Here is a 738-nt window from a genome sequence, read left to right on the forward strand (position 1 = left end):
GTCAGGCATATCCCGGGCCAACGTCGGCATGGCGCTAATTCGTAGGGGTCAGGCATGCCTGTCCCGATACCGCTACGTTTTCGATTTGCGCAATCGGCGTGACAGCCAGCGGCCATGATGTGGGCGCTGGCTCCAGGTCAGTGACGAAATGGTGTGCATTACGCTGAGGTGGCCAAGGATACGCTTCACGTGTCGCTCCATAATGGTCACCGGCCCCTGATGGAAGTCCTCGGGGGCATCCAGTACATTGCTGCCTGAATCCGGTCCGTCATACTCCAGACGCTGCTGACAGCGTTGCAGGGCAATTTCGCAGGATTGCAGATAGCGCTCTGCCAGCGTGGGTGTCAGCATGGTGTGTTCTCGCGCCAGAATGGTCATGGCGTTGATATGCTCAACAATAAACTGGCTGTGCGTGACCCACAACTGCATATCGGCGAGATAGCGTGAATTAAAGCCCGGTTCCTGCATCGCCTGATGCAGTGAGTTAAACAGCGCGTTGTGCGCCTGATTCACCCGCATACGCTGGTATGCCAGTTTCTCCGCATCCTGCTCACTCCCCAGCAGCATCTGCAATGCCTCCTGATAGGTCTCCAGTGCATCGTGCGCATTTTGGCGCATTAACCCACTCTGCCACTGTGGCCACAGCCAAATCATGCCGCCAAAGGCAATCAGACAGCCCATTAGCGTGTCCATTAAGCGAGGTAGCAGGAATTGCGCCCCGTTCAGTGACAGCAGTTG

The 738-nt window shown here is 56.6% G+C and carries 1 pseudogene; it reads right to left on the reverse strand.

From position 1 onward, the window contains the following. Positions 1–72: 72 nt before the first annotated feature. A pseudogene (locus tag WH277_RS01145) lies at positions 73–738 on the reverse strand (YccS/YhfK family putative transporter); the annotation flags it as partial.

The sequence above is a fragment of the Erwinia sp. MYb416 genome (assembly GCF_037479575.1).
GTDB lineage: Bacteria > Pseudomonadota > Gammaproteobacteria > Enterobacterales > Enterobacteriaceae > Erwinia > Erwinia rhapontici.